This window comes from Photobacterium sp. (assembly GCF_033720175.1).
Lineage (GTDB): Bacteria > Pseudomonadota > Gammaproteobacteria > Enterobacterales > Vibrionaceae > Photobacterium.
Genome location: NZ_JAWWDA010000003.1, coordinates 264526 through 290961 on the forward strand (window position 1 = coordinate 264526; position 26436 = coordinate 290961).

Annotated in this window: 23 protein-coding genes; 12 read left to right on the forward strand and 11 right to left on the reverse strand. The window is 42.9% G+C overall.

What is annotated here, in order from left to right:
- Positions 1 to 282: 282 nt before the first annotated feature.
- Positions 283 to 2169: a PKD domain-containing protein gene (locus tag R3289_RS05525; protein ID WP_318924483.1), complete on the forward strand. Its 1887-nt coding sequence runs from the start codon at positions 283 to 285 to the stop codon at positions 2167 to 2169.
- Between the two features lie 45 nt (positions 2170 to 2214).
- Here the strand turns inward: R3289_RS05525 and R3289_RS05530 are convergent, their stop codons facing one another.
- The 6 genes from R3289_RS05530 to R3289_RS05555 form a co-directional block, all read right to left on the reverse strand.
- Complete coding sequence (locus R3289_RS05530) at positions 2215 to 2895, reverse strand: RES family NAD+ phosphorylase (protein ID WP_318924484.1); 681 nt, start codon at positions 2893 to 2895, stop codon at positions 2215 to 2217.
- Positions 2896 to 3300, reverse strand: coding sequence for an MbcA/ParS/Xre antitoxin family protein (locus R3289_RS05535; RefSeq protein WP_318924485.1), 405 nt, complete (start codon positions 3298 to 3300; stop codon positions 2896 to 2898). It abuts the gene before it with no gap.
- 185 nt (positions 3301 to 3485) lie between these two features.
- The gene (pepT, locus tag R3289_RS05540) at positions 3486 to 4715 is read right to left on the reverse strand and encodes a peptidase T (RefSeq protein WP_318924486.1); all 1230 of its coding nucleotides are present in this window, start codon (positions 4713 to 4715) and stop codon (positions 3486 to 3488) included.
- A gap of 151 nt (positions 4716 to 4866) precedes the next feature.
- Positions 4867 to 6114: an ABC transporter substrate-binding protein gene (locus tag R3289_RS05545; RefSeq protein ID WP_318924487.1), complete on the reverse strand. Its 1248-nt coding sequence runs from the start codon at positions 6112 to 6114 to the stop codon at positions 4867 to 4869.
- Positions 6114 to 7544 carry an ATP-binding protein gene (locus tag R3289_RS05550; RefSeq protein ID WP_318924488.1) on the reverse strand — a complete coding sequence of 477 codons (1431 nt, stop codon included), beginning with the start codon at positions 7542 to 7544 and terminating at the stop codon, positions 6114 to 6116. Before R3289_RS05550 ends, R3289_RS05545 begins: the two co-directional genes overlap by 1 nt.
- 36 nt (positions 7545 to 7580) lie before the next feature.
- Entirely contained in the window at positions 7581 to 8285 is a 705-nt protein-coding gene (locus R3289_RS05555; protein ID WP_318924489.1) for a response regulator transcription factor, read from the reverse strand.
- A gap of 213 nt (positions 8286 to 8498) precedes the next feature.
- On the opposite strand from R3289_RS05555, the gene ptsG reads away from it, so the two are divergent.
- A complete protein-coding gene (gene ptsG, locus R3289_RS05560) occupies positions 8499 to 9941 on the forward strand; it encodes a glucose-specific PTS transporter subunit IIBC (protein WP_318924490.1) in 1443 nt (480 codons plus the stop codon).
- Positions 9942 to 10133: 192 nt separating this feature from the next.
- On the opposite strand, the gene R3289_RS05565 is transcribed toward ptsG, so the two are convergent.
- From R3289_RS05565 to R3289_RS05575, 3 genes are read right to left on the reverse strand one after another with little or no spacing between them, the layout of a single operon-like run.
- Positions 10134 to 10742 (reverse strand): DUF2987 domain-containing protein, encoded by a 609-nt coding sequence (locus R3289_RS05565; protein WP_318924491.1) that lies wholly within the window; start codon positions 10740 to 10742, stop codon positions 10134 to 10136.
- Positions 10743 to 10744: 2 nt separating this feature from the next.
- Positions 10745 to 11521, reverse strand: a complete 777-nt coding sequence (locus R3289_RS05570) for a glucosaminidase domain-containing protein (protein WP_318924492.1) — start codon at positions 11519 to 11521, stop codon at positions 10745 to 10747.
- Complete coding sequence (locus R3289_RS05575; RefSeq protein ID WP_318924493.1) at positions 11518 to 12324, reverse strand: hypothetical protein; 807 nt, start codon at positions 12322 to 12324, stop codon at positions 11518 to 11520. Before R3289_RS05575 ends, R3289_RS05570 begins: the two co-directional genes overlap by 4 nt.
- Positions 12325 to 12763: 439 nt before the next feature.
- Here R3289_RS05575 and potA point away from each other — a divergent pair, with 439 nt between their 5' ends.
- From potA to R3289_RS05595, 4 genes are all read left to right on the forward strand, one after another.
- Positions 12764 to 13882, forward strand: a complete 1119-nt coding sequence (gene potA, locus R3289_RS05580; protein WP_318924494.1) for a spermidine/putrescine ABC transporter ATP-binding protein PotA — start codon at positions 12764 to 12766, stop codon at positions 13880 to 13882.
- Positions 13866 to 14723 carry a spermidine/putrescine ABC transporter permease PotB gene (gene potB / locus R3289_RS05585; protein ID WP_318924495.1) on the forward strand — a complete coding sequence of 286 codons (858 nt, stop codon included), beginning with the start codon at positions 13866 to 13868 and terminating at the stop codon, positions 14721 to 14723. The genes potA and potB overlap by 17 nt, the downstream gene beginning before the upstream one ends.
- Positions 14723 to 15493: a spermidine/putrescine ABC transporter permease PotC gene (potC, locus tag R3289_RS05590; RefSeq protein WP_318924496.1), complete on the forward strand. Its 771-nt coding sequence runs from the start codon at positions 14723 to 14725 to the stop codon at positions 15491 to 15493. Before potB ends, potC begins: the two co-directional genes overlap by 1 nt.
- Before the next feature lie 126 nt (positions 15494 to 15619).
- On the forward strand, positions 15620 to 16651 hold the full coding sequence (locus tag R3289_RS05595; protein WP_318924497.1) for an extracellular solute-binding protein: 1032 nt from the start codon (positions 15620 to 15622) through the stop codon (positions 16649 to 16651).
- A 118-nt stretch (positions 16652 to 16769) separates the two neighbouring features.
- On the opposite strand, the gene R3289_RS05600 is transcribed toward R3289_RS05595, so the two are convergent.
- The gene (locus R3289_RS05600; protein ID WP_318924498.1) at positions 16770 to 18344 is read right to left on the reverse strand and encodes an N-acyl-D-amino-acid deacylase family protein; all 1575 of its coding nucleotides are present in this window, start codon (positions 18342 to 18344) and stop codon (positions 16770 to 16772) included.
- Between the two features lie 376 nt (positions 18345 to 18720).
- Here R3289_RS05600 and R3289_RS05605 point away from each other — a divergent pair, with 376 nt between their 5' ends.
- Positions 18721 to 19764: an extracellular solute-binding protein gene (locus R3289_RS05605; RefSeq protein WP_318924500.1), complete on the forward strand. Its 1044-nt coding sequence runs from the start codon at positions 18721 to 18723 to the stop codon at positions 19762 to 19764.
- A gap of 73 nt (positions 19765 to 19837) precedes the next feature.
- Here R3289_RS05605 and cobB read toward each other — a convergent pair whose 3' ends face one another.
- Positions 19838 to 20563 (reverse strand): Sir2 family NAD+-dependent deacetylase, encoded by a 726-nt coding sequence (gene cobB, locus R3289_RS05610; RefSeq protein ID WP_318924501.1) that lies wholly within the window; start codon positions 20561 to 20563, stop codon positions 19838 to 19840.
- 443 nt (positions 20564 to 21006) lie between these two features.
- Between cobB and fdhD the strand changes: the two genes are divergently transcribed.
- From fdhD to pbpG, 5 genes are all read left to right on the forward strand, one after another.
- Positions 21007 to 21861 (forward strand): formate dehydrogenase accessory sulfurtransferase FdhD, encoded by an 855-nt coding sequence (fdhD, locus tag R3289_RS05615; RefSeq protein ID WP_318924502.1) that lies wholly within the window; start codon positions 21007 to 21009, stop codon positions 21859 to 21861.
- Between the two features lie 579 nt (positions 21862 to 22440).
- Entirely contained in the window at positions 22441 to 22947 is a 507-nt protein-coding gene (locus R3289_RS05620) for a DUF2505 domain-containing protein (RefSeq protein WP_318924503.1), read from the forward strand.
- A 135-nt stretch (positions 22948 to 23082) separates the two neighbouring features.
- A complete protein-coding gene (locus tag R3289_RS05625) occupies positions 23083 to 23715 on the forward strand; it encodes a TetR/AcrR family transcriptional regulator (RefSeq protein ID WP_318924504.1) in 633 nt (210 codons plus the stop codon).
- A 556-nt stretch (positions 23716 to 24271) separates the two neighbouring features.
- Entirely contained in the window at positions 24272 to 25237 is a 966-nt protein-coding gene (locus R3289_RS05630) for a hypothetical protein (RefSeq protein ID WP_318924505.1), read from the forward strand.
- 289 nt (positions 25238 to 25526) lie between these two features.
- On the forward strand, positions 25527 to 26423 hold the full coding sequence (gene pbpG, locus R3289_RS05635; RefSeq protein WP_318924506.1) for a D-alanyl-D-alanine endopeptidase: 897 nt from the start codon (positions 25527 to 25529) through the stop codon (positions 26421 to 26423).
- The last annotated feature ends 13 nt before the right edge of the window (positions 26424 to 26436 follow it).

Genomic DNA, 26436 nt, shown 5'->3' on the forward strand with positions numbered 1-26436 from the left:
AGCACAACTTTGACATACGCCAGATCTTCCAGTCCTTGTTCTGTTGTTGTGATTAATATTCCGATAGACGCACTACCAAGCGGAGAACCCCTCACCGATGATCTCACTCGTAAAGTTAAGCAAGAGATAATACGGATCCGACTACTTAATATGTATGTGATCAAGAAAACAGAAGCTCATTGCTTAACACTATGTTTTCTTACCTACCTAATTAATAAACTGAATTCTGCGCCAGCCTCTGTGCAATGAGGCTCCTTATCACTTTCTAATTAGGTGTAGATTATGGAAAGACTCAACGTTAAGCCTATTTTGGCCGCAACAGTCCTCGGCCTTTGTAGTATGCAAGCACAAGCGGTGCTCCCTTCCTCTGATACTTGGCCAGCACAAATTATCGGGGTTAATACCTATCAGTTAGATCCAGCACTGTTTATGCCGACCGGAAAAATACGTCTCGGCCAGATGGATTTTGAACTGTCCCAGGCTGAGATTGATCAGGTCAGCGAGCAGTATAAAGCGCAGGGGCAGGAAGTGGTTGATCAGCAAATTCGTATTTTAAAACTAAAACGTCTGGTCTGGCTGGCACCTTACTCTTTCCAACTGCCTAATGAACGCCCTCACTGGGCCATGGCGATGGCACATGCCGCGGCATTGTTTAAAAATGTCACGGGTATCGATGATCCTTACCATGATGCCAACCTCTATGCCGCTAAATCGTTACAAGAAGCCGGAATGGGCGCAGATTATGCCAATGTTCCTGGTTATTTCACCTACCCAATTCTGCCTAAATACCAAGATGTCGATGCAACACAGCCAGACATTAGGGGGATTTGGAACACCTTGAGAGGCGGACGAACCAAACACGATGGTTTCTTCCAGCTAGAGGGGCATATGTATTCTGCCTATGGCGAGCTTATGCGGATGTTCCCTAATCGTTTTTATAAGGATCTTTACCCGACCGATGACTATCACGCTGTCACTCCGGCAGAAAAAACATCACCGTTATACAATCAGATTTTCAAACCTGAACCGGGCAAAAACAGTTTTGTCCCGAGTGCTATCGGCGCGTCTTACTACAATATTTTCGCATACTATACCGTGGCGCGTTCGGCACAGGAGTTTGGCCTGTTTGCCAAAGATGCTAAAGATCCACAGGCACTGACCAAGATCATTTCTGTTGGTTACAACCGGGGGCTAAGCTCTGAGAGTCTGGCGATGTTCCCGCTAAAACCGGAGCGTCGTGATGCCTGTATGCAGAAAGCAAACATCGACTCTTGCTTCGATCTGACTGGCGATGGTTCTGGTGGCTTTGGTATCAACTACTTATATCAGGTGCCGTATAAAGCCAAGGCATTGAAAGAAGTCGCTGATACCAGTGGCCCGGGCTACCCTGGCTACTACACTTCAAATATTGATTGGCAAACAATTATTACCTATCTTGATGCTTTAGCACCGCTTTATACCAAAGAGGAGCTTCAAGCGGCACAGGATGGTGCTTATATCGCGTTCAGTAATATCCAGCAAAATGGCGTGATTGACTTTGCCAACCAGTTTGGTGACGTACTGGATGCAATTTTGCTGGCCTTGCCGGTTGATACTCCGTGGAGTCAGTTATGTAACAAAGACGGCAGTATATATGATGCCTTTGACCGCAACGGTACCTTTAAAGGTCAGGAATCAACCTACAAGTGTTTGCCAGAAAGTGTTGAAAAACCACTGTATTTAGAAAAACCTGCCGGCGATGTCGCTCCCGTCGCATACGCAGGTGCTGATATCAAGGTAACCTCGATTGGATCTGTCGAATTAACTGGAGCGTTATCTCATGACAGAAACGGAGATGCGTTAAGCTTTAATTGGTCGCAAGTCTCGGGAACCCCTGTAACACTGACAAACGCCAATACAGTGAAGCCAAGTTTTGCAGTGACAGATCTGACAACGGCGACTTATACCTTTCAGTTAACGGTGACGGCTAACGGTAAATCGTCTTCCGATACCATTACGGTAACGGTTGAAAAAGCGTCGTCTGGCGGCGGAGAGGCCATATGGCAACCAAGCGTCATTTACAACAAAGGCGATAAGGTGACGTTTAACGGCGAAGAATACACCGCGAAGTGGTGGACCCAAGGGGATCAACCGGGAGTCTCTGCGGTGTGGAATAAAACGTCTGTATAAATTCAGTTCATAAAAAAAGCCGCTAAGCGGCTTTTTTCAAGTCGTTCACACTAGGTTGATTTCAAGTACAGAGTTAACGGATCCGCCATTCCATTTATAAGTAAAATGTTTTGACTGACAAACCTTATCCACTAAGTTAGGTTTAAATAACGCATAGCAATCATAGCCCTGATGACGAATAGATTGATATAAAATACCATCCCCTTTTTTACTTTTTACGTTATCAGCAATGGCCTGTGAGTGGGTATAATTTGTCGGGTGATACACCTGTGAATCAAGACACTCTTTACCAGTCAAATCTGTCAATTCAGCCGTAAACCAGGCATCAATACAGCGCATTTGAATATCTTGCGCCGGTTCGCTGGTATAGCTCATTATCCGCTCTATATGGTGCACGGTTTCTTTAATCGCAGTGTTTACATCCGGTGAGGCATAATAAGCACCATAGTCTGATGTGTTGAATCGGGCCCCATCAGGATTGATGTGAGTAAACGCCGCCATAACAAAGCTACAGTGTGGAATACCCACTAAACGATCTTCTGGGGCAATCCCCGAAAAGTCGCCGACTTCTTCAGCTAGACGAGGATTAGTGATCGCTTCAACGGCAAAAATAGCTTCAAGCTGTGCAGGATCAGACACATCTTCGTAAAGGTTAATTGGTGGATATTTCGAAGGGATCAGTCGATAACAATGCTGATTTTCGTAGGATTTAATCGGATAAGACATCTACGACTGCCCGCCCCGCCATGCATTCAAGCGGGATGCCACCTGATAAAGGTCGACCACACGCCCTTGAGTCATCACATCCATGGCGGAAGATCCTGCAAAAAAAGGATGGAAGTTAGGTTTCTGTACCCAGTTATAAATGCTGTCTTCTGCTGTGAACATGATGCGCAAGCATTTATGGATGTTAAGTATGTAACTCATACGCTCAAGAAGATCTTTCGAGACTTTGGCGGATTCCGGATGGCTCCGGTATTTATTAAGGGTTGAGCGGCTGGTTAAACCTAACATGGCTATTTGCTGTGCCTGGGTACAAGACCATTTGTCCAGAATATTGAAGACCACAGGTAAAACGGTATTTCCGGCTTCTGGTTGTGGCTGGTGGTGAGTGGCCTTTGAAGTGTTCATGGCTATCCTCTCCGTTGATTTGCCTGACTGTCTATTTATAGACAATTTCAATCAAAAAGTCCATTAATACTGACGAGGTCAATTGATTATTTGCTGACGTTATAAACAAAAAAATACCGATCAAAAAACGGATCGGTATTTTTAGATATCGTACTTACCTAAAAAAGTACTAATACAGAAATAACTTATTGATATTTAACTGCTGTGTTCTCTGCAAGTTTCACAATAACCTTTACCGCCTGCTCCATACCTTCAATGGTAATGAACTCATGGATACCGTGGAAGTTATAGCCACCGGTGAAGATATTTGGGCATGGCAACCCCATGAAGGACAAGCGTGCACCATCGGTACCGCCACGAATCGGCTTAATATCTGGCTTCACATCACAAGCAATCATCGCTTCTTTTGCTAATTCAATAACATGTGGATGTGGTTCAACCATTTCACGCATATTGAAATAGCTGTCTTCTAAGATAAGCTCTACCCGCCCTTTGGTTAACTGGCTGTTCAGCTCATCGACTTTTTGCTGCATGAAGGCTTTACGACGCTCTAAACCTTCACGGTCAAAATCTCGAATGATGTAACCCAGCTCGGTCTTAGCCACCGCAGATTCCATCGATTTCAGGTGATAGAAACCTTCGTAGCCATCTGTACATTCGGGGGTTTCATCTGCCGGCATCATCAATTGGAACCGAGCGGCAATATTCATGGCGTTTACCATTTTATCTTTTGCTGTGCCCGGGTGAACGTTAACACCGTGACAAATGACATCCGCCGACGTTGCATTGAAGTTTTCGAATTCAAGCTCACCTACCGGACCGCCATCAATGGTATATGCCCATTGTGCACCGAACTTTTCAACATTAAATAAGTTAGCACCACGACCAATTTCTTCATCTGGCGTAAAACCGATGCTGATATCACCATGTTTAATTTCAGGATTGGCCTTCAGGTATGCGATAGCCGTGATGATTTCAGCTATTCCCGCTTTGTTATCAGCACCCAGTAAGGTTGTACCGTCAGTGGTGATAATGTTGTGACCGTGTAACTTATTAAGGTCCGGGTACTGAATTGGCGATAGCACTTCATCACCAGCTCCCAAAGCAATATCCCCACCCTTATAGTTTTCAACGATCTGAGGTTTTACCTCTTTGCCCGATGCATCCGGTGCGGTATCCATATGAGCAATGAAACCAATGCACGGTACGTCATGTTCAACATTAGATGGCAAACGCGCCATTAAGTAACCATGTTCGTCCAGCTCAACATTACACAGCCCAAGCTCAATAAGTTCTTTCTTTAATTGCTCAGCAAGTACAGTTTGCCCATTGGTACTCGGGCAATGGGCAACTGAAGGGTTAGATTGAGTATCAAAGCTCACGTAGCGTAAAAATCTCTCAATTAATTGGTCCATGTCCCACTCTTTAGTTGAATATTTAAGAAAAGCATCAAAACGAAGAATCGTTAAGAATTGACCGTCAGTATCAAACAATTGGAGAGTAAATGGCTTGAGTTGGGTCAGTTTTTGGTGAGACTGGAACCAATTTCAAGACTATCTCAGTCAATTACTCCATTAGTATTCCGCTTTTGGGAATACTTTGCAGATGCAAAATAACTTGCTCTGCCTTCATGGAAGGCTCATTAAAAAAGCGAAATAATTCACTGGATACGGCTTTTTGAATCAAAGGACTAACGGCCATTGAATCAATAATGCTTGGAATCATGGTATTTTGTTGGCTTGCAAGATTAAAGTCTTGCTGTGATTGAAGTGCGCAAGCATTAAAACCTTCCAGTAATATATCATTACGGGCGGGGATAGACCCCTTGACTTGATTAAATTGGCGCAAAAATTCGGGTTCTGCTAGTGTTTTCGCTAATGCATAAGAAGAATCATCATCAAGCAAGGGGCCATCAAAAATAGCAAAGCTATCCATGTTATAAATGAATCCAGAATGTTTTCCAGGTGTTGGGAAACATCCTATTTTCTCAGGCACCGATCCGCCTTGGGCAATCAACTCACCAAGGGTCCAATCCCCCGAAATCTGAAATGCCCGCTTGCCATCCAATAACTCTCTGGTGGCTGTATCCCATCCAATGCTAGTCATATCTGGCAGCACTATTTCGCTTATTTTCCGAAATTTATCTAATACTTCAACCGTGATCTCACTGTTTAAGTAACTGGGTTCCAAATCAATAAACGCCTTTCTGTAATACTCAGCGCCTCCATAGCCAAAAGCTATATTTTCAAATAGTTGTACAACCTGCCATGGCTCGCTCCCCATCGCCAAAGGAGGAATATTTCTTCTTTTTAATTCACGAAAAACAGTGATGGCTTGGTCCCATGTTGTCGGTACCGATAATTGATACTGTGACAAAATGTCATGATTAACCCACATCCAATTGAGTCGGTGAATAGTAATAGGGATAGCAACATAGTGATCTTGATATCGATGGATCTCTTGTGCCAAGGGAAGCAAGGTTTTATTCCATTCATGCTTTGCAGCAATTGTATTGAGTGACTGTAAAAAACCCAATGCAGCCCAAGATTGAAGCGATCGCCCTTCCAATTGTGCTATATCCGGCAGATTTCCCGCAATGGCTCGCGCCTGCAGAATGGACATCGCCCTATCACCTCCGCCGCCTTGAACCGGAAAACTAACCACCTTAATATCTTTTTCATTGAGCGCTTTTTTGACGATATTAAATGCCGCAGCTTCACCTTTTGATGTCCACCAATGTAAAAACTCGACTTCACGTTCAGCAAGCGCAGTACAGGTAAATAAAAGCAACATTAGAACAGTAATCGATCTCATTAATCTCTCGTAAATATCAAATGAACTTCCAACCCCTTTTCAGGATGATTCATAATCTTTAAGTCTCCACCATGACTCCTTGCAATACTCCGTGCGATCGTCAGGCCTAACCCAGATCCTGACTCATCTTGTGGATGCGCCCTGAAGTAAGGTTCAAATACTTTTTCAATCAATTTTTTATCAATTCCCGGGCCATAATCCCTAATGATAATCTGCAATATTTGGACATTATCGTTGATGCTTATATCAACCTTTTTACCATACATCACGGCATTATCGACAACATTGTAAATACAACGTTTTATTGCTAACGGTTTACCTAAATATGTTAGTGGTTTTCTACTATGGATGGTGACGCAATGATGGTTGCGATTATAGTAGTCTCGGCAATGGTCCAATAACTGCGTTACATCTATCCATTCGGGCTCTTCGTGAATATTGGTATCACGTATACATTGCAATGCGCCGTTTAACATCACGTCAAACTCATTAAGCAACTTTTCAAAGCGTTGTTTTGTTGCTTCATCATCCAACATTTCCGTTCGCAGTTTTAAACATGCCAATGGTGTTTTTAAATCGTGAGATATGGCACCAAACAACATTTCCCGATCTCGAATATAGGACCGTACTCGACGGTTCATTTTATTGAAAGCATGCACTGCGGTTCGAGTTTCTTTACTGCCTTCTTCTTTGACTTCTGGTACAGAAAACTGCCCTCCCATTAGCGTTGCCGCTTTAGCTAATGACTTAATTGGGCGAATCTCTCTTTGTAATATCCAGGCAGTACATAACATCAGCATAATTGATGTCATACCTAAAAAGAAAGCTTGTCGTTTATCGATAAATGTCGGTTCAAGGGAAGAAAAAGGAACCGGTAAGACTGCCGCAACGTAGAACCATTCCTTGTCTGACATTTCTATCTGTATCACAATGATAGGAAGATCAAGTTCGCCAAGTGCAAGGCTATATTTGGCCCAAACCTCTGGTAACTCTTCAAGCTTAATTCCTGAATTAAATATTCTCATATCATCACGGCGCGTCATTGCGACTTGAATACTCTTCGCGATATTCACTTTTTGATGGAGGATATCACTGGCCACTTTTGTCAGGTTTCGAGTTATAGCCATACCATCAAGTGGTTTGACTGGCAGTTCACGATTATTGATCGAAATAAAGAAGCGAGTACCACCCAACTCCCGGAGTTGGTTAAGAATTAAATGACGATATTTTATAGGTAAAGAGTAAAAATAATTGTAAGTATCAACAGCACTGGTTGTGATACTTACCATAGTATCACGCAAACTTTTCTCTTCTTTACTGGCATTAGATTGAAACCAAATAATACCGGCGGCTAACTCCGCTATAACGATAATAACCAGCAATGTTGCACCAACACGAAAAGAAATAGAACGAACAAAACTAAATCTCATGACTTAACATCCATTCACGTTTAGGCTCAAAGTCATTCATGCTTCGTCTAATGTGTCTAACGCAAGCATATAGCCTTTGTTGCGAACGGTTAAAATAAGAGAACGATCGTCATCTTTCAGGTGTTTGCGCAACCGACTCATCTGGACGTCAATACCGCGTTCGAAAGGTTCTACATCTCTCCCCCAGATACACTGTGCAATCTCATCGCGACTAAATAATTTATTCGGATGTTGTACCAGCAGGCTAAAGACGGAAAAATCGGCTCCTGATAATTGTACGACGTTTCCATTGGTATGAATAAGTTGGCGTTTTACGGTATCAAAGGTCCAATCTAAAAATGCAATTTTTCGATTAAATGGCGTATTTGAACTAAATTGACTACGCCGAAGTAAGGCTTTAATTCTGGCTAGTAATTCTCTGGGGCTGAACGTTTTTGTAATATAATCATCTGCACCGATTTCAAGCCCTGCTACACGATCAGTCTCATCACAGACAGCGGTCAGCATAATAATAGGAACATGTGATTTGAGTCGTATTTTACTGCACAGTGTTAATCCATCATCACCGGGCAACATGATATCTAGAATAATTAAACTAGGTTCTTCCTTATTTAAGTGCTGCCACATTTCATCGCCATCGGCAGCCGTCAGCACATTAAAACCTGAACGCCCTAAGTATTCGCTTAGCGCATCACGTATTTCTTCATTATCATCAACCACTAATATGGTTTTATTCTTCACTATTTCATCTCGATAAACTAGATTCTTTGAATTTATACGTGTTGTCTCTTTTATCTTCAAGCCATTTTATCAGCTCCCCTTCATTAATCGAGAATGATTTTAATTTATTTGTAAGTATTCTCTTACAAATAGATAACCTTAATTAACCTTGAACAAGAATTAATAATTTATTGTAGTAAATGAAAGAGAGTACACACAAATAAGGAATTTATTATGATCAGTTCTACCTTTGGTTTACTACAAAGAATCGGGCGGTCGCTTATGCTACCGGTCGCCGTATTACCTATAGCAGGTTTGTTACTCGGTATAGGTTCCGCTAATTTTTCATGGTTACCAACAATCGTTTCTGACATTATGGCAATGTCAGGTGATGCCGTATTCAGCAATCTTGCACTCATTTTTGCAATTGGCGTGGCACTTGGTTTAAGTGATAACGATGGTGTGGCTGGTCTTGCCGCGACTGTAGGGTTTGCCATCTTGACCGCCACGATGGGCGTAATGGCAAAACAACATGGTATCGAAACTGCCAGTGTGATCGGTATTCCAACCATTAATACCGGCGTATTTGGCGGGATTGCCATCGGTGCAATAGCATCGGTGATGTACAAACGTTTCTACAATATTCGTTTACCGGAATATTTAGGCTTTTTTGCAGGCAAACGGTTCGTGCCCATTGTTACGGGGATCAGTGCAATTGCACTTGGTGTGATAATGAGCTACATCTGGCCACCCATCGGTAATGTAATTGACACTTTTTCACACTGGGCTGCTTATCAAAGTCCAACCCTTGCTTTCGGTATTTATGGCTTTGTTGAACGTTCACTTATACCTTTCGGCCTGCATCATATCTGGAATGTTCCTTTCTTCTTTGAAGTCGGCGAATATGTAAATCCTGAAACAGGTGCGGTGATCAAAGGTGAAATACAACGTTATCTTGCTGGCGACCCTACTGCAGGTAATCTAGCTGGCGGTTACATGTACTCAATGTGGGCACTACCTGCAATTGGTTTGGCAATTTATCGTTCAGCTCGGCCTGAAAAACGCGCTCTGGTTGGCGGTATTATGGCTTCGGCGGCATTAACTTCCTGGCTAACCGGTATCACTGAGCCAATGGAGTTTTCATTCCTGTTCGTCGCACCAGTTCTTTACGTCATTCACTGTATATTCACCGGTATTGGTTTTGCTCTTGTCAGCGCATTAGACATCCATCACAGTGTGACCTTCGCACACGGTGCTATCGATTTCTTAATCTATTACCCACTATCACAAAATGCATGGCAGTTCATCATTATTGGCCCACTTTGGGCAATCATGTACTACACCGTATTCCGCTTGTTGATTGCCAAATTAAATCTGATGACTCCCGGACGAGAGAGCGATGAAGAAGATCTCAGCCAAATTACTGAGATTGGAACTGAACTGGCTGAGAACCTTATCTCTGCACTCGGTGGCAAATCTAACATCAAAAATGTTGATGCTTGTATTACCCGTCTGCGTGTCACATTACATGATATCAAACAAGCAGACATTGACGGCATTAAACGACTTGGAGCTAGAGAGGTATTGGTGATTGGCGATAATTTACAGGCTATTTTCGGTACACAATCAGACAATATCAAAACAGAAATTAATCAAGTTCTGGTAACCACCAATTAATCAGAATAGAAAGGAATTCTCACCATAAAAAACATCTTTGGCTTTTGCAGAACTGAAAACACATCACTAATGTACGGCATCATATTGAGAGCTAAAGTAATTACTCGTTTCACCTAACGGCAGAACAACAAAGCCTCTTTACCTGTAATGGTTAGAGGCTTTTTTTCGAGCATAAATTTGATAGATCAGGCGTTAACTACCTTGAGGGATCCAGGGGGTTACTTTGACGATTGGTTGCGGGAATTGTAAAACTTCATCTTGGGATAAATCAGCTAATTTAATAACGGCTTTAGATTCGGAAAAGTGTACAACGACCCCTTCAGCTTCAGGCATAAACCAAGATGCAAACATGCCACCAAGATCGGAAAGCATATTATTCATTTGAGGAACCAGTTGCGCGATCTCGTTTTGGCTCAAGCTTGTATCAAAATTTTGGTTGGCAATAACTTGCATCGAGACATCACACGTAATGCCGTCATCAATTACGAATGTGACATCAGGGTTCGCCTGGCGAAGGTTTTTATCAACGGGAACCACTAACTCATTGCTCTCGGGTATCACCAACTCTTCATAATGCTTCTCTTTTCGCATCGAAGCCTTTCGGGTCTTACAGACTTCCCCGTTTGCTTGGTTAACAAGAAACAGTGCAATGCGCACATCATCATGACCTTCTTTTACATTCTGCTTCAATTTACTATGAAGCGTACTGTAGCGAATATCAATCTTCTGGGCGTTGGCGTCTTGAGCATATACAGTGCTTGTGGCAAACAGGCCGGCTAACAGCCAATGGCTCAACTTCATCCTTATCCTTGGCTCCAATACTTATTGTTATGTCTGATCATGGATTGAATTTCATCAATATACTCATGACCTCGTTCAGAATACCGGCTTAAGCCCTCAGCCAGCTTTGTACCAGTGATTGTTTGTCCGGCAGTACGCTGCTCTGCGCGAATTTGACGCAGTTCAGTATAAGCATTATTACGATTTAAATTCATAAAATAAGCATTAACAGACTGATATGCCGAATCAAACACGGCGACTTCATGGGTAAAGCCTTCTGTGCGAGAGGCCGGCACTAAGCCGCAGCCCTCACGGTAGCACCACTGACCAAAATAGTTATTCCCATCAACGGCAAAGCGTGATGTTCCCCAAGCTGACTCATTCGCAGCCTGGCTTAGCACTAACTCTTCAGGTAACACATCAACACGAAGCAACATCAGTGAAAGCCAGTCATTTGTGACGCTGTCACTGTTAAGTGGCAACTGGTACATGTTGCCCAGCTTTGTTGCATAAACAAGCTGTTTACTGTCGATCGCTTTTTCTGACTCAGCCTTTGACTTCAGCTTCAACAGAAAATCACGTTCTTCACTCACCCGTTTGTTTTCCTGCACGACGGCTGGTCGTAAGTGATCAAAAAAAGATTGTTTTTTCTGATTAACATCTTCAATCACTGCAAAATCAGGTTCAGAAGAAGTCTCTTTATCTTTGCTTGAATCTGATATGTTTCCAAACGGTGCCTCCCCGCAAGCTGTCAGGGCGGAAATCAAAAACACCAAGGCAATTTTATTCTTCAATATCACGCGGTAAATACCTTGTCATTCTTATCTGGCTTATTGTGATCATCATGCCCCTTCTTGGCAGTGGTCACCTGCAACGTTATGCCAAACAGGTTTCGGTAAATAATACCCTTAACATTAAAGAAGAATGGAATGGTCCAAATCAACCCTAACCCCGCAGTAGCAAAGGAAATAAAGAACATGACGAGTACAACAAGATAAATTGCCGTCATCGGCATTAATTTTTTCAATGTTGCTATGAGTGAAATCTGTATCCCCCTCAGCGGCGTGACTCGTTTTTCACAAACCAGAATAATCGCCATACTAAAACCCATAGAGAGTAGTAACCCGATAAGAGGGAAAATTGCATTACCGATCCCTTGGATTGAAGATGTCAGTAACATGGTAATGATAGACACCAGGAGAAAAGGAAAGCCTTTCACTAAATGACTTGGTTTGGTCGGCAATCCGACGGCATGGTTCAATGCCATGAGACTCACACCAACGAACAGTGGTGCACTTAAAACATCCGACCAGAAGTTAGCCATATAACCCGCCTGAACGAGTTCTGCCGTCATTTCCTGACCACTGATAATGACATCAAAAAACAAAGCAGCATCACCCAGTTGCACTTGCAAGCCAACCAGTAATAGCGCAGCTTGCGCAAGAAAAAGGCCGATAATGGCAGGAAGAAAGGATAAGAAGTGTCTTGCTGTCACTTTCCAGGCTTCTTGCAATACAGCAACCGCCTGAAGATCAACATCTCCTTTTAAGGCTTTTTCAATCGAGCCGCCAACGTGGAAGCTTTTATTCATTGCGTCTTTCATATACATATCATTCTGTCTGAGGAACGCTTATTGTACGCTAGCTAGACGTTTTTAAAAATCAAGCTGTTGTAAAAAATGCTCACAAGCCGTCAAATCGTACGATATTTGAACAGGCCGTCCCGCTTTTCTAAATATTCTAATGCAGACCTCTTATCTGTTAGTCGACTTAGGTTGTTTCTGAAGGCCTTTCATACTTAGCCGAGTGCCATAATGTGGCGGCAGTATCATTCCTTTACCTGACTCTGAAATGGCTGACTTTACGCTCAGATATAACCCTGATTTTCTGTTGTATTACTGTGATACAAGGTATTGCATCAACAGAAAAAATACGGAAAAAAACACTTTCTATTGCGCTTTTAGAAGACTATTATTCGCCTCTTAAAATGAGCCATTGATAATGGGATCCTAACCATACACCCCAGGTGGAGATAACGTAGAATTGAACGCTGCAAAAACATCTAAAAAACCAGTGATCCAACTCAATGGGCTGAGCAAGAGCTTTGATGGCAAACAAATCATCGCAGGCCTTGATCTGAATGTGAATGATGGTGAGTTTCTGACGATCTTGGGCCCTTCCGGTTGTGGCAAAACCACTGTACTTCGCCTTATTGCTGGTTTTGAGAACGCTGACGATGGTCAGGTTATTATTGCCAACAAGGATGTTACCGAGATCCCTGCAGAACAACGACATGTTAATACGGTGTTCCAGAGTTATGCTCTGTTTCCGCACATGACGGTATTTGAGAATGTCGCGTTTGGTTTGCGCATGCTAAAAGTTGCAGAGCTTGAGATTGAACCTCGGGTAACTGAAGCGCTACGTATGGTGCAGCTTGAAAAGTTCTCCTCTCGTCGGCCTCATCAACTGTCTGGTGGGCAGCAGCAACGTGTTGCTATTGCCCGTGCCGTTGTAAATAAACCTAAAGTATTGCTGCTGGATGAATCTTTATCTGCCCTTGATTACAAACTCCGTAAACAGATGCAGATCGAATTAAAACAGCTTCAGCGCAAACTTGGCATTACGTTTATTTTTGTGACTCACGATCAGGAAGAAGCCTTGTCGATGTCTGACCGCATTATCGTTATGCGTGACGGCAATATTGAACAAGACGGCTCACCCCGTGAAATTTACGAAGAGCCTAGCAACCTGTTTGTTGCGCGTTTCATCGGCGAAATCAATGTCTTTGACGCCATTGTACAAGAACGTTTAGATGACAAGCGTATTATGGCTGATATTGAAGGCCGTTCAGCACAGGTTCACTGTAAACTACCGGTTAATACCGGTGACAAGGTGAAAGTGCTACTACGTCCGGAAGATATCCGCCTGGAAGAAATCAATGATGGCGATCAAGCAGCGGGGATCATCGGCTACGTTCGCGAGCGGACCTATAAAGGGATGACGCTGGATTCGGTTATTGAACTGGAATCAGGCAAGTCTGTGATGGTTAGCGAATTCTTCAACGAAGACGATCCTGATGTCGACCACTCTATGGATCAGAAAGTTGCAGTTACCTGGGTAGAAAGCTGGGAAGTGGTATTGGCTGATGAACAAGAAGCTTAATCTCCAAAACATCATCATAACGGTCATCGTCAGTTGGTTGGTGCTGTTTGTATTTATGCCTAACCTGATGATCATCGGAACCAGTTTCCTGACCCGAGATGATGCAAACCTGATAGAAATGACCTTTACGTTTGATAACTACATAAGGTTGTTTGATCCGTTGTACGCCAAGGTCATGTTGCACTCGTTCTATATGGCGGCTGTCGCAACGCTCTTGTGCCTGCTGATTGGATATCCGTTTGCTTACGCTATTGCGAAAATGCCCGAGAAGTGGCGGCCATTTATGCTGTTTTTGGTGATCGTACCATTCTGGACCAACTCATTGATCCGTACCTATGGTTTGAAAATCATGCTGGGTACCCGGGGGATCTTTAATAATACCCTGCTCTACCTGGATATTATTGATAAACCGATACGCATTATGTACACCGAATATGCGGTAATGATTGGTCTTGTTTATATTTTGTTGCCATTTATGGTACTGCCGCTTTATTCGGCGATAGAGAAACTCGACAATACCTATATCGAAGCGGCACGCGATCTGGGTGCGAATAAATTTCAAACCTTCATCAAAGTGATCTTCCCGTTAACCATGCCTGGTATTATTGCCGGCTGTTTACTGGTACTGCTTCCTGCATTAGGGATGTTCTATGTTTCTGATCTGTTGGGTGGGGCGAAGAATCTGCTTATTGGTAACGTCATTAAGAGTCAGGTATTGAATGCCCGTGACTGGCCTTTTGGTTCTGCAACCAGTATCGCGTTAACCGTCGCTATGGCTGTCATGCTGTATGCCTATTACCGTGCAGGGAAATTACTCAACCGTAAAGTGGAGCTGGAATAATGGGACGCGCATTTAAGTTCAGTTTTATGACTTTGGTGTATGCCTTCCTATATACACCGATCATTATTTTGATCGTGAACTCCTTCAATGCCAGCAAATTTGGTATGAAATGGGGAGGATTTACCACCAAATGGTATGAGCATCTAATTAATAATGATGGCTTAATGCAAGCAGCGTGGCATTCTATCAATATTGCGGTTTTTTCAGCCACCGTTGCCGCGATTATCGGTAGCCTAACGGCCGTTGCCTTATTCCGTTACCGATTCCGTGGTAAAACATTCGTAAATGGCATGTTGTTTGTGGTGATGATGTCACCTGACATTGTGATGGCGATTTCGCTGCTGGCGCTATTTTTATTGCTGGGAGCCGAGCTGGGATTCTTAACCTTGTTACTGTCCCACATTACCTTCTGTCTGCCGTTTGTGGTCGTCACCGTTTATAGTCGGCTCAAAGGCTTTGATGTGAAGATGCTGGAAGCGGCTCGCGATCTGGGTGCCAGTGAGTGGGTCATTCTCAAGCAAATTATTTTGCCCTTAGCAAAACCCGCGGTAGCCGCGGGTTGGTTATTGAGTTTTACCCTGTCACTGGATGATGTCATTGTCAGTTCATTTGTAACAGGTCCGACTTACGAAATTCTGCCATTGAAAATTTACTCAATGGTTAAAGTCGGCATTTCTCCGGAAGTGAATGCATTAGCGACTATAATGCTAGTGGTTTCCCTGTTTTTGGTCATCTGCTCGCAGCTAGTTGCACGGGAAAAGATAAAGTAGTTTTCGTGCTTCGGAGAACTGATCTCACGATCTAAATTTGGCCTGAGCCAAATAAATGCAAGTGGCTATTCTGATTAGTCGCTTGTTTTTTTAACACCCTAATGGGGTTTTGGAGTTGATACAATAATGAAAAAAAGGTTCGCTTTTCTGACCGGTGCAGCATGTGCAGCCGCTATGTTTACAAATACAGTGAGTGCAGCTGACAAAGAATTAGTCTTTATGAACTGGGGACCGTATATTTCTACGGAACTACGAGAACAGTTTACGAAGGAAACTGGTATTAAAGTGATTTATTCGACTTACGAGTCGAACGAGACTATGTATGCTAAGTTGAAAACACATTCGGAAGGCTATGATCTAGTCGTGCCATCAACTTACTTTGTTACGAAAATGCGTGATGAAGGCATGTTACAGCAAATCGATAAATCTAAACTGACGAACTTTAAAGAGCTCGATAAGAATTATCTCGACAAGCCTTTTGATCCTAGCAATGACTACTCTATCCCTCATGTGATTGCGATGACCGGTCTGGCGGTAAATACGGATATGTATGATCCTGCAGACTTCAACAGCTGGGCTGACTTGTGGAATCCTGAACTTAAAGGCCAACTTATGCTAATGGACGATACACGAGAAGTCTTCCATATTGCATTACGTAAGCTTGGTTATTCAGGTAACACCACCGATCCTCAACAGATTGACGAAGCCTACAAAGAACTAAAAAAACTAATGCCGAACGTCTTGGTATTTAACTCTGATAACCCAGCCGCACCGTATCTAGCGGGCGAAGTGGGTTTAGGTATGCTTTGGAATGGTTCTGCGGCTGCAGCGCAAAAAGAAGGCCTGCCAATAAAGCTGATTTGGCCTAAAGAAGGCGGGATTTTCTGGGTCGACAGCCTTGCTATTGCTAAAAATGCGAAGAACGTTGATGCTGCACACAAAATGATCGATTTTTTGCTTCGCCCAGATGTAGCCGCAAAGATTTCAGAAGATACCGGTTACCTGACGGCAGTAAAAGCGTCTAACGAAAAATACAAAGATGATCCTACCCTTTTCCCACCACAAGAAGATCTTGATCGTGGTGAATGGCAAGATGCTGTGGGCAAAATGAATATCCGTTATGAAAATTACTTCCTAGAGCTTAAGGCCGGCCAGTAATTTCATCAATCAAATGATCCCACTAAGGTAACCACGTTGTTTTTTGAAATCAGTTGTTAGTGAACTCTTTTCTTTAAGATAGCTTGTTGGTTACCTTTTTTATTGGCGTCGTTACCTGTTATGCCAGTAGCAATTCGCCAGAACACGTTTCCAAATACTGCTCCTCCGCCACTTTACGGCAGCCGTTGACCCATAAATTACGTAATCCGGTTGAACACTGTTGCGGCTGTTCAATGGTCGCGTGATCACAGAAATCGGAGCCAAACATGGCAATATCAGCATAGTAGCCCGGTGCTATTTTACCGCGCTTGTCGAGTGAAAATGTTTCTGCACTCAAGGCCGTCATTTTATGAACTGCCTGCTCAAAAGACAGCAATTGGCGCTGTCTGACAAAGTCGTGGATTATTCGCGGAAAAGTACCACAGACCCTAGGGTGAAGCCTCCCTCCCAATATTGTGTCAGAGCCGACCATTCCCCGCGGGTGCTGAAAGATCTGTTCAACTAACGCCTCATCCATAAAATAGTCGATCATCCGAACATTACCCCGCTCTCTGACAAGAAGATCAAGGACGAAGTCAACAGGATGCTGCCCAGTCTGCTGTGCGCACTGGGCAATATTCAGCCCCAACCATTGCTGAGATGCCTGGGTTTCAACTTCACAAACCAGAATATTCCCCCACCCTAACAATGCAGGCAGATTATCCCACGGTTCACCGGCCTGAGGTAAAATCCGCTCTGCAAACCAATCACGAAGTTGCTTTCTTACAGCCGGTGTTTGCAGTGCGCCCATTAAAGCATCAGGTGCGTAAGTGCGAATAAGGGCCGGAGGTAAGACAGAAAACAATGTCGTACTGCCATAATGATACGGATACTGATCAAATGTCAGCTCATGCTGTTCGATAAGTGTCAGTAACTTATCCAGTTTACCGGCATTACGACGACCAATTAATTTCAGATGTGAAATATGAAGCTGGCATCCTGCTTGATGCGACAATGTGATCATCTCTTGTAAAGCTTCCAGGATCTCATCACTTTCACTGCGCATATGTACAACCAGCGGCTTGTGATGTTTGGCGGCAATCCGGGCGACAGTCAGTAACTCATTGCGGTCACTAAATAACGCAGGATGATAGATCAAACCCAAACTAATACCACGGGCACCGGCAGCCAGCGATTCATCAGCCAACAGAGCCAGTTGCCGGCGTTGTCTCTTATCCATCGGCATGTTGCTGTTACCACAAATCTGATAGCGCAATAAACCATGTGGCAGAAAGGACGACAGATTGACTTCCATCCCCTGTTTTTTCAGGGCAGCGCCGAAACTCGGGAAGTCGTTCCAGTTCCAATCAACAGGGGGGTTGCCGATGATCAGTCGTTTTCTCAATTCTGGCTGGAGAGTTTCAGGCACAGGAGCAACACCAAGTCCGCAAAGACCGATCAGTTCAGTGGTTATCCCTTGCAGCACTTTGGGTCTGAAGCCTTGCGGCAGAAAAGCGGCCAGATCGGCATGGCTGTGAACATCAATAAAACCCGGAGTCACAAACGCGCCATCGGCCTCAATTATTTGATCGACTTCTGCCGTAATTACAGGCGCAACATTAGCGATCACCTTGTCGTCAATTAACACATCGCCATTGAACCCGGCACACCCTCTGCCATCAATTACGGTGGCATTCTTTATCAGCTGGCGCATCGTTTTTCTCCGTAATAAATTGCTGGTCATGCGGACGCGAAAGTACAACCTGTTGTTTAGTGCAGTATTTCTAATTATTATGTATGACAAATAGAGAAATTGAAATACCTCCTAATTTTTATTCCGCCTTTATTTCTCTCCCCTAAAGGATGAAGCACACCACCCACATCCGCATATCGCCTGCTGTGATCATAGTATTCTTCTGCTATAATTCCCGCACAATAATCGGAAATAATTCATTAGCTTAATGTGCTAATAATTTATTTTCGTACAATTAGGGGTAGCGGTTTAATACTGGCATTTTCGTTCGGTATATTCGCTAGAGATAACTCTCAACCTTTGGATCGAAACGTCCAGTTTGTTAGGAGCAATAACAATGAAAAAATGGTCTTCTTTAGTGGCCGGTAGCGTATGCGCAGCAGCAATGTTCACCAACGTGGCAGTAGCCGCAGATAATGAACTCTATTTCTATAACTGGTCTGAATATATTCCATCAGAAGTATTGGAGCAGTTCACCAAAGAAACGGGCATTAAAGTCATCTATTCCACTTATGAATCGAATGAAACCATGTATGCCAAGCTGAAAACGCACGGCGAAGGTTATGACCTGATTGTTCCATCCACTTATTATGTATCTAAGATGCGTGATGAGGGCATGTTACAAAAAGTTGATCACTCAAAACTTTCTTATTTCAAAGAACTTGATCCTAACTATCTGAACAAACCTTTTGATCCAAATAACGATTACTCAATCCCTTATATCTGGGGTGCTACCGGTATTGGTGTGAATACCGATATGATGGATAAAACCCAGATCAACAGCTGGAGTGATTTCTGGGATCCTAAATGGGAAGGCCAGTTGATGATGATGGATGATGCTCGTGAATTCTTCCACATTGCACTGCGTAAGCTGGGTTATTCAGCTAATACCCAAAAGCCGGAAGAAATCAAAGCGGCCTATGAAGAGCTGAAGACATTAATGCCAAATGTATTGGTATTTAACTCGGACTACCCCGCTAACCCGTATATGGCCGGAGAAGTTTCTCTGGGTATGCTATGGAATGGCTCGGCGTACACCGCGCGTCAGGAAGGCGCACAAGTCGATATCGTATGGCCAAAAGAAGGTGCGATATTCTGGATGGACAGTCTGGCAATTCCAGCGAAGGCCAAGAATACAGACGCTGCTCATAAAATGATCGACTTCCTGCTGCGTCCGGACAATGCAGCAAAAGTAGCCGTAGAAATTGGTTATCCGACGCCAGTCGCCGGTGCAAAGAAACTGCTGCCGGCAGACTTTGTAAATGATAAGAATGTTTTCCCGTCACAAGAAGTATTAGATGCGGGTGAATGGCAAGACAGTGTTGGCACTGCAAACACCATTTATGAAGAGTACTTCCAGAAGCTAAAAGCGGGTCAATAATAAAGATTTGACGTTATAAAAAAGGAGGTTTCAAGTCGAGCCTCCTTTTATAAACTCTTTAACCTCGGTTAGATCACGCTGCACCTGATATTCCTAAAATCTCATCTATAAACTCAGGTACCAATTTCGATGCCGGGCCATAGCGCTTCTCAGCAAACTCATTTTCGACTTCGCTTGGCTCAAGATTTAATTCAATAGTATGGGCACCATGCATCGCCGCTTCATGGACAAAACCTGCAGCAGGATAAACAGCACCGGATGTACCGATAGAGATAAACAGATCCGCATCCAATAACGCTTCATGAATACGTCCCATTCCAATTGGCATTTCACCAAACCAGACGACATTTGGGCGTAACGGAGCGGGCATCTGGCAGCAGTGGCAATGGTCATCTAACATAAGATCTCCTCCCCACTCTACACTTTGGCCTGTTTGGCTGCACTGTGCCTTCAGCAACTCTCCATGCATGTGAATAACATTTTGGCTTCCTGCCACTTCATGCAGGTTATCGATATTCTGGGTAACGATAGTCACTTTTCCATTGAACTCTTTGGCAAGCTTTGCCAGAGCAAAATGTGCAGCATTAGGGGAAACAGTGCCACTTTCTAGTTGGTGACGACGTTGGTTATAGAAATTCTGCACCAGAGCAGGATCACGACGATAGCCTTCAGGCGTCGCAACATCTTCAATATGATGACTTTCCCACAATCCGTCCTGATCACGAAACGTTCGAATGCCAGATTCAGCAGAGATACCCGCACCCGTTAAAATGACAATACTTCGGTAGGGAAAAAGCATATGTGCTGTCCTCGTGTGATCTTTATCATCTATTTATACCACTGTTTTTATCCGGTTTTAAGCGCCTTGGTCTTAGACAATAGTCTTAGACTTGCGTTAAAAACCAATCGACATAATAGCATGTTCCATTGTCACTCCCCCCCTTTCAGCGGAACTGTTTAACTGACTCTTTTGCTTACTGAACGGTTTATTGTTAATGATGTTTTATAAAAATTTGCGGATTGTTTCTTATTTTGAATTACATATATAAAGTTATAGTGCGTTAGATATCAAAAGGCAGCACATCGCAATCAAATTCTGTTTATTATACTGACGGTTCTGTTTTTTTATGGTGAAATTCTTCCAATAACATAGAATTTGACAACTCAGTTAAAAAACAGTCCAGCATCCCCCTGGATGTGGGACTTGAATTAACATTATAAAATACCCGCAGGGAATCTCTGATGTCCAAATTGCCAAGAATCATAAAAACAAACTCATCTGTTAATCAGACAATCACCGTTGATGTGATGGATGAATACGGTGACATGATGGCCAAAGAAATTGCGTGCGAGCACCCTTTAACTGTCTATTTAAACTGGATTGAAGTGGTGACACTGATGACACTGGGTGAACGCCCTTCACCGCTGGTTCTTGGCTACTTAAAAAATCAAGGGTTTATCGAAGATATCGAAGCCATTGAATCATTGATTATTGATTGGGAAACCAACTCGGCCGCAGTGATCACCGGCGAAAATACCGATGATGTGCAAAGGAAGCTGAGTAAGAAAACGGTTACCTCCGGCTGTGGCCAAGGTACCATGTTCGGTGACGTAATGAAAAAGTTAGAAGGCGTTACGCTGCCCCAACCTACTATTTACCAGTCTAAGCTCTATGGGTTATTGGCGTCTTTAACCCATCACAACCAAACCTACAAAGCGGCTGGTGCCGTGCATGGTTGTGCGGTATGTAAAGACACCAATATTCTGTCGTTTGTCGAAGATGTCGGCCGTCACAATGCCGTCGATACCCTGGCCGGTGAAATGTGGATGAAGGGCGAAACCGGTGCTGACAAAATCTTTTATACCACCGGGCGTTTAACCTCTGAAATGGTGATTAAAGTCGCGCAGATGGGGATCCCTGTTTTATTATCCCGCTCAGGCGCCACACAAATGGGCTACGACTTAGCGAAAAAACTTGGTATCACAATGATTGCGCGAGCTAAGGGCCATCGCTTCCAAGTTTATAGCGGTCTAGAAAATCTGGTGCTGGATGTTAAGGGGATGGCGGCTGAACACACACTAAAAGGAAGCATCTGATCCTTCCTTTCAAGAACTTATGAACACCAAGGCGGTTGCCGAATAAGCACTTGAAAAGTGACTTAATGATCATACGCTTATCTGTTGCCGTCAACAAACCTAGAGTCCCAAAGAACACACTCCTGCTCGCTGGCCTGTTGTATGCCAGCCTTATCGCTTAAATCTATATTGATAGCAAAACAACAAGTAACCCTTTATTCACTCGTCACAAAAAAACAATCCTTTTGAATTTCATGAAAGCAAAAAATCAATTAATGCAATCATATGTGATTTTTCTATCCTTTACCTCAAACCTGACACCAGCACCGCCATATCTTGCAAGCATAACCGGACTTTTTGTGAGCAATTACTCTAAACCGTAAAATTCCAACGAGGAATATTGATCCACTCCTAATTTTCATCAAAACGACTTTGAGCTTTTGTGCTACCAGATGCACACTGTGGAAGTGTCGTCCGACCAGTATTTTGGGGCTGTTACAAAGCAGTCATTAACCATTTTTTGTCGGTAGAAGCTATATTATTAATAATCAAATTGCACTTCCAAGTGTCATTTGCGAAAAACTCATGTAAGGATACATTATGCAAGTTTCTGTCATTCATGATTACCTAGAAGATCTCGATACCATTTTGCGTTTTTTTAGTGAAGAAGAACTCATCACTGAGAAGTACCTGAGCCTGGGTGCAAAAAGTGTGCGTATAAACAGGCTTGAAGAAACCGACGATGGCTTCCTAGTTGAAACTCAGCGCGATATGCCTGCGAATGTACCAGGGATGCTAAAAAGCATTCTAGGTAGCGATAACACCATAAAGCAAAGTGAAAAATGGTACTGGCAGGAAGACGGGAATATTTTGTGTGAGATGAAAGTAGATATTGTCGGTGTTCCCGCAGCGATCAGTGGCCAGATGGTATTCAGTGAACCGGCTAGCGGACCAGCCACTCAGAACAAAGTGGCTGTCACCATTAGTTCATCACTACCATTTATTGGCAGCGCCCTAGTATCATTTATAAGCGATGATATCAGGCAGCAAATGCAAGCGGAATACGATTTTTTACGCGAAGCCTTACCGCAACTGCTCGCTGAATAAAACAGAAGTGATCTGTGTTGTCTGAATTGAACAGATTAAACAGACCAGAACCTTAGCTACCAGCGCACAATGTGGCTTTGGTACTAAGTGCAAAAACACTTTTCTTTCACCGCAACAGTCAGACAAGGAAGGATAATGAAAACCCGTGATCGGATTCTGTCAGTCAGTCTAGACCTTTTTAACCGCGAAGGGATCGCGCAAACCAGTACGCTGATTATTGCCTCAGAGATGGGTATCAGCCCTGGAAACCTATATTACCATTTCCGAGGCAAAGACGAGATCATTACCACTCTGATTACCGAGCTGCAGAACTCGTTAACCACTATTAGTAATAATTACCCTAACCAGGTTAAAGATTTTGATGACTACTGGCCTTTTATGCACACAGTAATGGCGTTGTTTACCCACTATCGCTTTCTGTTCAGAAATCTTGATAACCTAAACGGTCATAACCCACAAATTAAGCGAAAGATTCGTACGTTGATCTTAAAGCTGCGCCAGCTGAGCAATGACATGCTTGATCAGCTAATCATTTTAGGGAAACTAAAGTGTGATAACAACAGCCTGCCATTGTTAGCCGATAACCTACTACTGGTTAGCCTTAACTGGCTTAATTATCAAACATTGTTAGATGATAAATACAGCGAAAGCGAACTGATTCGCTCTGGTGTATTACGCCTGATCTCAATGGTAGAACCTTACCTGACAGAGTCGGCGGAATCAGAGTTCTATACCCACCAAGATTTACTCAACGAGCTTGTGAATTAACCTCATCATGAATAACATTTGATAACGCCGTGATAATTTCACGGCGTTGTTTATACCAAAAATAACTCAACTGACGTAAGTACAAGTAAAACTGTTATGACTAAACTTCCTCCAAAAACATATTAACTGGCCAACAATATCGGTCGTTTTTTAACCACCAACAAAAAGTAAGCTTTCTTTTGATATTATAACGACAAGCCTGACGCCATTAATTTGGCCTGACAGCGCCTGTATTTTGACCGTTATTTACTTTTCACTTAGCTATTATTGCCAATCATATGCACAATGGTGCTTATTGTGTTTGGGGCGAATTTAAAATTATGATGATTTTATTCTTATAACTACCATAAAAATAATGACTTCCGGCTTAAATAATTATTTAATACATTTGTAAAAAATTGTGATGTATTACATGAAATGCAACTTCAGTTTGTCAGGGTTCTGCAAAAAAATGATAGCTTTAAGGCTACTGAAGCTTTTATACATGCTGAATTTTCGCTAGCAGGTCTCGCTGCTTGATTAAAACTCTATATTTTCAAAGGTTAACCATTCGTCAATGTTAAAAAAAGCCATTTTCCTGCTATCGATAAGTGCAGCTTTCTTTGCTCAAGGGGCTTCATTACTGACTGAAAGCGAACTCGAGCAGATAAAGCAAGTAAAAGAACAGTATAACAATACGACTGAATTGAAAGAGCTCACTGAGGTCAACAGCAGTATCTTCACTTATAAAAACCAAACTGCGCAGTTGGAATCAGCCATTATTCGTGGAAAAAAGACCTATCATGAATTCCAACTGAAAATGAGTGAAGAAATGCTTTCTGGCACAGAAGAAAGCACGAATTACTATTTCGACTCAATGAAAAAGGTGTCAAAAGAGATTAAGTCTGCTCAAGAGAGAATAAATACAAATACTGCTCTTATTGACAAGAATAAAAAGAAAATCGACAAGCTTAATGATGCGATCCGTGAGTCAAATAAAACCTACAACGAGAAGCTCACTTCTCTCAAAGAGAATGCAGTCTCTCGAATCAAAAAAGAATTTGCCAGCCCTATTCCGATTGAGTTAAACGGCAAGCTTAAGTGCTCTCCTTATCAATCTATTCGTGAGTGTTTTGAAAATAAGCAGACCAATAGCAAATTAGTCAATGATGCCATTGAGTCTCGTTTTGGTCAGATCAACATTAAAAGTAACGTTAACAAATTCAATGTCAACTCAGCGATGATGGATTACGATGGGAATGTTACCTACAATGTTTCATTCAACTTATTTGTTCAGTACAACGAAGATATCAATGCCCAGATCATCAAAGAAATTGGTGTGGAATCGTTCGATGTTAAGTTAGTCAGTAATAAGGCTGCAAGCTTCTACATCAATGGAGTGCCTGTTGGTGAAGGGATTAATGTGATGGTTAACATTCCTAAAGGCCAGCATTCGATTCTGGCGAGATACAACGGCCAGCAAGAGTCTACAGTACAAAATATCACCGATGCGGTCAGCCTGACTTACAATTTTGAAAGCTAATAATTTTTGAACGCTGATTAAAATTGTAAGCGAACAGCCAGATAAAAACGGGAAAATTTGATCCCGCTGCAAAAACTAATCGCTTATCGATAAAAATATAAAAAAGCCAGCTAACTTTTTAGCTGGCTTTTTTAATTGTATTCCCTTGAATAAACGAAATTTTATCTTTAATTCGTGTGGTTTTACAGTATGTTCACTCGCATTAGAGTTCAGGGAAGGGAAACAATAGCCTTTGTTTTTTTGTTATCTTTATACCGATTTATTTAATATAACCTTGCAAGGAGCCATTGTGGGCAAAGCGTTACTTTTTTTCTTTTTCTTATCCAGTGCTAGTTTTACCGCGACTGCAACAATCAACACGGCCAAACTGGATCCGGAAAATATCCAAACGGCATCAGTCAGTACCTATGTCACTGACATGAAATCTGGCAAAACCCTCTTTGAGAAAAACGCCGATGTGGTGATGCCAATAGCATCGTTAACTAAGCTTATGACGGCCATGGTGGTGCTAGATGCAAAGTTGCCCCTGAACGAAAAAATTACATTCACAAGATTAGATAAAGAACGGATGTACAACGGCTACTCTCGCATCCGAATGGCGTCGCAACTCAGTCGCGGTGAGACTATTCGCATTGCGCTGATGTCATCGGAAAATCTGGCGGCAGCGGCACTCGCCGGAAATTACCCTGGCGGTTACGACACCTTCATCGATGCCATGAACAATAAAGCAAAATCACTCGGCATGGCAGATACAACCTTTGTTGATAGTTCAGGTCTTAGCCCTGAAAATGTATCAACCGCTGACAACTTAGCAAAAATGGTTCATGCCGCTTATCAGTACCCGGAAATCCGCAAATACAGCACCACTGCCGTGCATACCGCTTACTTCAAAAAGCCAAAATACAAACTGGGTTATACCAATACCAATCTATTAGCGCGTGGCAAAAAATGGGCGGTAGAACTGAGTAAAACCGGTTACCTGGATGTTGCTGGGCACTGTTTGGTAATGATTACTAAAATTGAAGGCAAGAAGATATTAATGGTCATGCTTGATACTCAGGGGAAATTGACGCCTGTAGGAGATGCAGGACGTATCAAGAAATGGTTGCAAACGGGTAATAGCGGTGATATTTCGGATTCTGCTATTCAATACCAAAAAACAAAGCTAACGGATCTGACTGACTAAGCCAGCTTGAGTG